Annotated in this window: 8 protein-coding genes and 1 tRNA gene; 5 read left to right on the top strand and 4 right to left on the bottom strand. The window is 69.8% G+C overall.

Annotated features, from left to right (window positions below; all coding sequences use genetic code 11):
* Positions 1-1,995, bottom strand: a 1,995-nt coding sequence (locus ABZD10_RS10770; RefSeq protein ID WP_372886431.1) for a primosomal protein N', incomplete at its 3' end; no start/stop codon positions are given.
* Between the two features lie 153 nt (positions 1,996-2,148).
* On the opposite strand from ABZD10_RS10770, the gene fsa reads away from it, so the two are divergent.
* The 5 genes from fsa (at position 2,149) to ABZD10_RS10745 (ending at position 5,683) form a co-directional block, all read left to right on the top strand.
* A complete protein-coding gene (fsa, locus tag ABZD10_RS10765; protein ID WP_372886429.1) occupies positions 2,149-2,802 on the top strand; it encodes a fructose-6-phosphate aldolase in 654 nt (217 codons plus the stop codon).
* Between the two features lie 199 nt (positions 2,803-3,001).
* The gene (locus ABZD10_RS10760; RefSeq protein WP_372886428.1) at positions 3,002-3,709 is read left to right on the top strand and encodes a DUF484 family protein; all 708 of its coding nucleotides are present in this window, start codon (positions 3,002-3,004) and stop codon (positions 3,707-3,709) included.
* Positions 3,706-4,620: a tyrosine recombinase XerC gene (locus ABZD10_RS10755; RefSeq protein WP_372886427.1), complete on the top strand. Its 915-nt coding sequence runs from the start codon at positions 3,706-3,708 to the stop codon at positions 4,618-4,620. Before ABZD10_RS10760 ends, ABZD10_RS10755 begins: the two co-directional genes overlap by 4 nt.
* Before the next feature lie 101 nt (positions 4,621-4,721).
* Positions 4,722-4,798, top strand: a tRNA-Arg gene (locus ABZD10_RS10750).
* 96 nt (positions 4,799-4,894) lie between these two features.
* A complete protein-coding gene (locus ABZD10_RS10745) occupies positions 4,895-5,683 on the top strand; it encodes an IclR family transcriptional regulator (protein WP_372886425.1) in 789 nt (262 codons plus the stop codon).
* On the opposite strand, the gene xdhC is transcribed toward ABZD10_RS10745, so the two are convergent.
* From xdhC to ABZD10_RS10730, 3 genes are all read right to left on the bottom strand, one after another.
* The gene (gene xdhC, locus ABZD10_RS10740) at positions 5,680-6,549 is read right to left on the bottom strand and encodes a xanthine dehydrogenase accessory protein XdhC (protein ID WP_372886424.1); all 870 of its coding nucleotides are present in this window, start codon (positions 6,547-6,549) and stop codon (positions 5,680-5,682) included. The genes ABZD10_RS10745 and xdhC overlap by 4 nt on opposite strands.
* Positions 6,550-6,553: 4 nt before the next feature.
* The gene (xdhB, locus tag ABZD10_RS10735; RefSeq protein ID WP_372886423.1) at positions 6,554-8,869 is read right to left on the bottom strand and encodes a xanthine dehydrogenase molybdopterin binding subunit; all 2,316 of its coding nucleotides are present in this window, start codon (positions 8,867-8,869) and stop codon (positions 6,554-6,556) included.
* Between the two features lie 22 nt (positions 8,870-8,891).
* On the bottom strand, positions 8,892-9,020 hold a 129-nt coding region (locus ABZD10_RS10730; RefSeq protein ID WP_372886433.1), incomplete at its 5' end, for a hypothetical protein.

The following is a 9,020-nucleotide window of genomic DNA, read 5'->3' as shown; positions in this document are numbered from 1 at the left end:
GGCGCCGTCGTTGCGGGCCAGCGCATTGCCGAGATCGAACACCCGCTGCACGTCCGGCGAGGACAGGATGATCCCGGCCATGCGCCCGAAGGGCGGCACCCCGGCATGGCGGCGTTCCTCGGCCTCGGCCCGCCAGAAGCCGGTCTCGTCCCCGGCGAGAATGGCGCGGATCACCGGGTGTTCGGGCTGGAAGGTCTGCAACATCGCCTCGCCGCGTTTCTCGCTGCGCCCGGCGCGCCCAGCCACCTGGCGCATCAGCTGGAAGGTGCGTTCGGCGGCGCGCAGGTCCGAGCCCTGAAGCCCGAGGTCGGCGTCGATCACCCCGACCAGCGTCAGCAGCGGGAAATTGTGCCCCTTGGCCACCAGCTGGGTGCCGATGACGATGTCGGCGCCGCCCTCGGCGATGGTGTTGATCCCCTCTTTCAGGGCCCGCGCCGAACCAAAGAGATCCGACGACAAGACCGCCAGCCGGGCCTCGGGGAACAGCTCCTGCGCCTCTTCGGCCAGCCGCTCCACCCCCGGCCCCACCGGCGCCAGCTTGTCCTCGACCTGGCACGAGGGGCAGGCCTCTGGCATCGGCTTGGACTCGCCGCACTGGTGGCAGACCAGCCGTTTCAGGAACCGGTGCTCGACCATGCGGGCGTCGCAATGGTCGCAGCCGATCTGGTGGCCGCAGGCGCGGCAGATGGTGACCGGCGCATAGCCGCGCCGGTTGATGAACAACAGGCTCTGCTCGCCGCGCTCGAGCCGCGCCGTGACCGCCGCCTGCAGGCTGGGCGAGATCCAGCGGTTGCGCGGCAGCGCCTCGGCGCGCATGTCGATGGCCTGCATCTGCGGCAGCACCGCGGCGCCATAGCGGCTGGTCAGCTCCAGCCGGCGGTATTTGCCGGCCTCGGCATTGGCCCAGCTTTCCAAGGACGGCGTCGCCGAGGCCAGCACCACCTGTGCGCCGCAGATGCTGGCCCGCAGCACCGCCATGTCGCGGGCATTGTACAAAACGCCATCCTCCTGCTTGTAGGAGGTGTCATGTTCCTCGTCGACGACGATCAGCCCGAGGTCGCGATAGGGCAGGAACAGCGCCGAGCGCGCGCCGATCACCAGCTGCGCCCCGCCCGCGCCGACCATCTTCCAGATCCGCCGCCGCTCGGTCATGGTGACGCCGGAATGCCATTCGGCGGGCCGGGTGCCGAACCGCGCCTCGACCCGGGTCAGGAACTCGGCGGTCAGCGCGATCTCGGGCAGCAGCACCAGCGCCTGCCGCCCCACCCGCAGGGTCTCGGCCACCGCCTCGAGATAGACCTCGGTCTTGCCCGAGCCGGTGACGCCGCGCAGCAGCGTGGTGCCATAGCGCCCCGAGCGCACGCCCGCGCGCAGCGCCGCGGCGCCGGCGGCCTGCTCGGGCGTCAGCGCCCTGGCGGCGAAATCGGGGTCGAGCCGCGCGAAGGGCAGATCGCGCGGGCTGTCCTCTTCGCGCACCACCCCCTGTTTCACCAGCCCCTTGACGACGCCCGAGGACACCCCCGCCAGCCCGGCCAGCTCGCCCAGCGTGAAGGCCAGACCGCCATGGTCGCCAAGCACCTCGAGCACCCGGCGCCGGGCGTCGGTCTGCCGGTCCGGCGCCCCCGTCCCCAGCCGGTAGACCCTGCGCATCGACGGCGGATCGGACAGGCCCGGCGCCCGTGTTGCCAGCCGCAGCATCGCATGCAGGGGCGTCAGCGTGTATTCGGCGGCGCGCTCGAGAAAGCGGCGCATCTCGTCGCGCATCGGCGCCAGGTCAAGCACCCGCTGCACGGCGCGGATCCGGGCCGGGTCGAAATCGCCGCGCCCCGCCCCCCAGACCACGCCCAGCACCCGGCGCGGCCCCAGCGGCACCTCGACGAAGGCGCCCTGGAAACAACCGCCTTCGGGCGCCCTGTAGTCGAGGAAACGGTCCAGCGGCTCGCTGGTCAGCACCGCCACCAGCGCGCCTTCCTGAAAATAGCTCGGCTCTTGCAAGAGTCCCCCAGACGCCCCGGGCGGGCCACCTTGCGCCGCCCCCGATTCGGCCAATACCGGCCCCGATCCCGCGCGGAATTCGGGCTTTCGGCAAGGCTAGCAATCGGGTAAAGGCAAGCCAAGCCATGTTCACGACATCAAAGGATGCGACCGATGAAATTCTTCGTAGACACCGCCGAAATCGACGCCATTGCCGAACTCAACGACCTTGGCATGGTTGACGGCGTCACCACCAACCCCTCGCTGATCAAGAAGTCGGGCCGCGACATTCTCGAGGTCACGAAAGAGATCTGCGCCCTGGTCGACGGGCCGGTCTCGGCCGAGGTCACCGCCACCGAGGCCGAGGCGATGATCGCCGAGGGCCGCAAGCTGGTCGAGATCGCCGACAATATCGCGGTCAAGGTGCCGCTGACCTGGGACGGGCTCAAGGCCTGCAAGGCGCTGAGCGACGACGGCCATATGGTCAATGTCACCCTGTGTTTCTCGGCCAATCAGGCGCTCCTGGCGGCCAAGGCCGGCGCCACCTTCATCTCGCCCTTCCTGGGGCGTCTTGATGACATCAACCTCGACGGCACCGACCTCATCGCCGACATCCGCCAGATCTATGACAACTACGGTTTCGAGACCGAGATCCTTGCCGCCTCGATCCGCACCGTCAACCACGTCAGCCAATGCGCCCTGATCGGCGCCGACGTGATGACCGCGCCGCCGGCCGTCATCAAGGCGATGGTCAACCACCCGCTGACCGACAAGGGGCTCGATGCCTTCCTCGCCGACATCAAGGCCGCCGGCATCAAGATCCTCTGAGCCCCGGCTTTCTCTTGCCGGAAATATCCCGGGGAGCGTCGCCTTTCGCAACGAAAGGCGACGTGGGGCAGCGCCCCTGCCCCGGACCGGGATCAGGACCGGGGCCGGGACCGGGGCAATCCGGGACAATCCTCGCGAAAAAGATGAGGAAATCCGCGCCCGGCTCTGCTAGAGTCGCGCCAAACAAGACGAGGCCCGCATGAGCAGCTTGCCCCTAATCGACGACGCCCTGCGCGAAAAGATCATCGCCGAACCGGATGTGATCCTCGAGGATCAGGACCTGATGAAGGCGCTGATCGCGGCCAATGAAAAGACCATGGGCGGCAATATCGTCGACCTGCGCGGCATCGCCATGGAACGGCTCGAGGCGCGGCTCGACCGGCTCGAGGACACCCACCGCAGCGTCATCGCCGCCGCCTATGAGAACCTCGCCGGCACCAACCAGGTGCACCGCGCCATCCTGCGCATGCTCGACCCGGTCGAGTTCGAATCCTTCCTGCATGACCTCGGCGGCGAAGTGGCCGAGATCCTGCGCGTCGACGCGGTGCGGCTGGTGCTCGAATCGGTGCAGTCCGAGGACGACCCGGCGATCAAGCGCCTTGGCGACGTGCTCTCGGTGGCCGAACCGGGATATATCGACGACTACCTGACCGGCGGGCGCAACGTGCCGCTGCGCCAGGTCACCCTGCGCCAGATCCAGGGCGCCGCCGAAAGCGTCTATGGCGCGCGCGCCGACTGGATCCGCTCCGAGGCCTGCCTGAAGCTGGATTTCGGCGCCGGGCGGCTGCCCGGTCTCTTGGCGCTCGGCGCCGAGGATCCGCACCAGTTCACGCCGCAGCAGGGCACCGATCTTCTGGCCTTTTTCGCCGGCGTCTTCGAACGCGCCATGCGGCGCTGGCTGTCGTGATCTCGCCGGCGGCCGGCGACGCCCTGCAGGGCTGGCTGGCCAATCGCGCGGCGCTGGCCGGTGCCTCGCCGAACACGCTCAAGGCCTATCGCGCCGATCTGGTCGATTTCCTTGCCTTCATGACCGCCCACAAGGGCGCGCCGCAGGGGCTGGGCGGGGTGAAACAGGTCGGCGTCAGCGACATGCGCGCCTGGATGGCCCATACCCGCGCCGGCGGCGTCGCGGCATCCTCGCTGGCGCGCAAGCTGTCGGCGGTCAAGAGTTTCTATCGCTGGCTCTGCGACCGCGAGGGGTTCGACGCCACCGCCGTGCTGCAGATGCGCAGCCCCAAGTTCCAGCGCCGGCTGCCGCGCCCGCTCGACCCCGCCGCGGCGCGGGCGGTGATCGACACCGTCGAGTTGCAGTCGCAGACCCCATGGGTGGCGGCCCGCGACGTGGCGGTGGTGACGCTGCTTTACGGCTGCGGGCTGCGGATCTCCGAGGCGCTGGGGCTCGACGCCGACGCCGCGCCGCTGCCGGCGGTGCTGCGCATTCTCGGCAAGGGCGGCAAGGAACGGCTGGTGCCGGTGATCGACGCCGCCCGCGACGCGGTTACTGCCTATCTGCGGCTCTGCCCCTATCCGCCGGAACCCGGGGCGCCGCTGTTTCGCGGGGTGCGCGGCGGGCGCCTGTCGCCGCGCCAGGTCAGCGGCCTGATGCAGGCGACGCGGATGCAGCTCGGCCTGCCGGCCAGCGCCACGCCGCATGCGCTGCGCCACAGTTTCGCCACCCATCTGCTGGAGGCCGGCGGCGACCTGCGCGCGATCCAGGAACTGCTCGGCCATGCCTCGCTGTCGACCACCCAGGCCTATACCGCCGTCGACGGCGCGCATCTGATGGAGGTCTATCGCCGCAGCCATCCCAAGGCCTGAGCCGGGCCGCCGCGAAAGAAGACGGCGGCGCCGGTCAATGGTGCTTTTCATGCAGAATCGCTTCTGTTACAGAGGCGTGCCCGGCCCGTCCGGGCCCGAGCGGCCCCGTAGCTCAACTGGATAGAGCAATTGACTTCTAATCAATAGGCTGAGGGTTCGAGTCCTTCCGGGGTCGCCATTTTCACCCGACGCGACGGCACGGCACGGCGCCGGCCCTCGACCTTGGTCGCGGCTTCGCGCTAAGCTGCGCCGAGCAGCGGGGAAGAGGCAGACGATGACGCAAGACAGCGCGGAACAGGGCGAGAAACCGGGGGCCATCCCGACCAATCTGCGCCCGCTTCTGGTCCTCGAGGCGATGGCATCGGCCGGGGTTCCGATCACCCCGACCGAGGTCAACCAGAGCCTCGGCCTGCCCAAGCCGACGATCCACCGCCTGTTCGCCACGCTCGAGGCCGAGGGCTTCATCCAGCGCGAGATCGACGGGCGCAGCTATTCGCCCGGCCGCCGGCTGCGCGGCCTGTCCACCGGCATCCTGTCGTCGCTGCGCATCCGCACTTCGCGGGTGGCGATCCTGACCCGGCTTGCCGAACAGGTCGGCGAGACCTGCAACCTGGCGCTGCCGGACCGCGACGCCATGGTCTATCTCGACCGGGTCGAGACCAAATGGCCGCTGCGCATCCAGCTGCCGATCGGCACGCGGGTGCCCTTCTACTGCACCGCCAGCGGCAAGATGTACCTCAGCAGCCTCGACAGCCGCCACCTGCGCTCCTATGCGCGCGCCGCCGCCCTGACCGCGCGAACCGGGGCGACGATCACCGACCCCGAGGCGCTGATCGCCGAGGTCCAGCAGGTGCGCCGCTGCGGCCATGCCACCGACGCCGGAGAATTCATGGAGGGGATGATCGCGGTCGCGGTGCCGATTCTCGACCCCAATGGCCGGCTGGTCTCGACGCTGTCGATCCACGCCCCCGAACAGCGCCTGTCGCTGGCGGCGGCGCTGGGGCATCTTGAGGTGCTGAAGGACACCGCGCGGCAGTTGTCGGGGCTGCTGAGCGCCCCCTAGGCAGAGCTCGCGTCGGCCGTGGTCCTGCCGGCAGCGGCCCCGCCCAGAGCCGCCATCACCTCGGCCGCCACCTGCAGCGCGATCACCTCGGGGCGCTTGTCGCCGCCGCCGCCGCCGCCCGTGACACCACCGGCGCCGATCGGACAGGTCAGCCCGTCAAGCGACAGGCCGGTTCCCGTGGCCCGGCACCAGCTTTGCAGCCGCGCCCGCTTGGTCGCCGAGCCGATCATCCCGACATAGGCGGCATCACCACGCCCGAGGGCCGCCGCGACCAGCAGGAAATCAAGCCCGTGATCGTGGGTCAGAACGATATAGGCGCTGCCCGCAGGCGCCGCCGCGATCTCGGCCTCGGGCAGCGCCGAAAGCCGGGTTTCGACACGGGCGCCGCAGCGGGCCAGCTCTTCGGTGCGCGAATCGATCAGCCGGCAGCGCACCGGCAGGTGCTGCAACAGGTCGGCCAGCGCCCGCCCGACATGCCCCGCCCCCAGCACCAGCACCTGCGGCCACGCGGCCTCGGCGCGCCGCATCCGCGCCAGCGCCGCTTCGCGGTCGGCGGGCGCCATGGCGCGCAATTCAACCCGCACCCTGCCGCCGCAGCACTGGCCGCTGTCGGGGCCGAGCGTGATCTCGAGCGTCGCGCCAGTGTCGCCAGTGTCGCCTGTGTCGCCGCTGCCCAGCATGGCGCGGGCGCGGGCGATCACCTCATGTTCCAGCCGGCCGCCGCCGATGGTGCCGAACAGCGCCTCGGGGGCGACATGCATCACCGCGCCGGCATCGCGCGGCGACGAACCCTCGACCCGGGTCAGCCGCGCCTCGACCAGCGCCGCCTGGCGGGCGAGGAACACCGCGAAATCCGTCGCCCGCATGGTCTCAGCCCCGCTTCAGCCGCTCGACCGCCATCAGCACCCGTTCCGGCGTCGCCGGCGTGTCGAGACGCGGGCAGTGGCGATAATCGGCCACCGAGGCCACCGCCATCGACAGCGCCTCGAGCACCGAGATGCCGAGGATGAAGGGCGGCTCGCCCACCGCCTTGGAGCGCTTGATCGTCGGTTCGCGGTTCTGCGACCAGTCGGCGAGCGCGACATTGAAGATGCGCGGCCGGTCCGAGGCCAGCGGGATCTTGTAGGTCGAGGGCGCATGGGTGCGCAGCGCGCCGCTGTCGTCCCACCACAGCTCTTCGGTGGTCAGCCAGCCCATGCCCTGGACAAAGGCGCCCTCGACCTGGCCGAGGTCGATCGCCGGGTTCAGCGAGCGGCCGACATCGTGCAGAATGTCGGTGCGCTCGACAAGATATTCGCCGCTCAGCGTGTCAATGCTGACCTCGCTGCAGGCGGCGCCATAGGCAAAGTAGTAGAAGGGCCGCCCCTTGCCCGCGGCCCGGTCCCAGTGGATGCCCGGCGTCTTGTAGAAACCGGCGGCCGACAGCTGCACCCGCGCCAGATAGGCGCGTTTGACGAAATCGCCGAAATCCAAGAGCTCGGCCCCGATGCGCACCCGGTTGGGCAGGAATTCGACCGCATCGGCCGCGACGCCCCATTCGGCGGCGGCGAAAGCGACCAGCCGCGCCTTGATCTGGTTGCAGGCATCCAGCGCCGCCATGGCGTTGAGGTCCGAGCCGCTCGAGGCCGCCGTGGCCGAGGTGTTGGGCACCTTCTCGGTGGTGGTCCGGGTGATCTTGATCCGGCCGATATCGACCTGCAGCGCCTCGGCCACCACCTGCGCCACCTTGGTGTTCAGCCCCTGCCCCATCTCGGTGCCGCCATGGTTGAGATGCACCGAGCCGTCCTTGTAGAGATGCACCAGCGCCCCGGCCTGGTTGTACCAGGTGGCGGTGAAGGAAATGCCGAATTTGACCGGGGTCAGGGCGATGCCCCGGCGGATGATGCCGCCCGTGGCATTGTGGTCCAGAACCGCCCTGCGCCGCGCCTGATAATCGGCGCTGTCTTCCAGTTCGTCGACCAGCCGGGCGATGATATTGTCGCTGACCTGCTGGTGATAGGGCGTCAGGTCGCGCCCCGGGCCGCCGTAGAAATTGGCCCGGCGCACCTCGAGCGGATCCTTGCCCAGCGCATAGGCGATCTCTTCGATCATGCGTTCGGCGGCCAGCGCCCCCTGCGGGCCGCCAAAGCCGCGAAAGGCGGTGTTGGAGACGGTGTTGGTCTTCATCGGCTGGCTGGTCAGCCGCACATGGGGATAGAAATAGGCATTGTCGGCATGGAACAGCGCCCGGTCGGTGACCGGCCCCGAAAGATCGGCGGCCCAGCCGCAGCGGGCGGCGAAATCGCCGCGCACCGCCGCGATCCGGCCGGCGTCGTCGAAACCGACCTCGTAATCGACGACGAAATCGTGGCGCTTGCCGGTGGCGATCATGTCCTGATCGCGGTCGGGCCTTATCTTGACCGGGCGCTGCCAGCGTTTCGCGGCCAGCGCCGCGACGGCGCAGAACAGGTTCATCTGGCTTTCCTTGCCGCCGAAACCGCCGCCCATGCGCCGCACGTTGACCACCACCGCGTTCGAGGGCACGCCCAGCACATGGGCCACCACGTGCTGCGCCTCGGAAGGGTGCTGGGTCGAGGCATGCAGGGTCACGTCGTCATCCTCGCCGGGGATGGCAAAGGCGATATGGCCCTCGAGATACATGTGGTCCTGGCCGCCGATCACCATCTGCCCGGCGATGCGGTTGCCGGCCCGTGGCATGGCCTCGTCGACGGCGCCGCGCGACAGGGTCAGGTTGTCGGTGACATGGGGGTAGCCGGCCGCGCGCGCGGCGGTCACGTCCAGCGCATGGGGCAGCGCCTTGCAGTCCACCACCGCCAGCGCCGCCGCGCGCCGCGCGGTGTCGCGGCTGTCGGCGATCACGGCAAAAAGCGGCTGGCCGTGAAACGCGATGGTGCCGGTGGCAAACAGCGGCTCGTCGCCGCAGCCGGTGGCGCTGATGTCATTGGCGCCGGGAATATCGGCCGCCGTCAGCACGCCGACCACGCCGGGCAGGGCGCGCACCGCGTCGAGATCAATGCCGTCGAGCCGCGCATGGGCGACCTCGGACAGGCCGAGACAGGCATGCAGCGTGCCCGCCGGTTCGGCGATGTCGTCGGTATATTCGGCGCGGCCGGTGACATGCTTGACGGCGCTGTCATGGGCCAGGTCGTGGCCGGCGGCGCCGTGGATGGTGGCGGTCTGTTTCATGTCTTTCCCCATGTCGCCCGGCTCACGCGCGCAGCCGCAGCGCCGCCGCCGGCCCGCCCTTTTGCTCGAGCCGGAAGCGGCGCAGCAGGTTGCCGGCCACGGTGAGGCGGTATTCGGCGCTGGCCCGCCAGTCGCTGAGCGGCGTGAAGTC

It is taken from the genome of Shimia sp. (assembly GCF_041624275.1).
In the GTDB taxonomy this organism is placed as follows: domain Bacteria; phylum Pseudomonadota; class Alphaproteobacteria; order Rhodobacterales; family Rhodobacteraceae; genus Shimia.
This window is presented reverse-complemented; position numbering and strand designations above follow the sequence as displayed.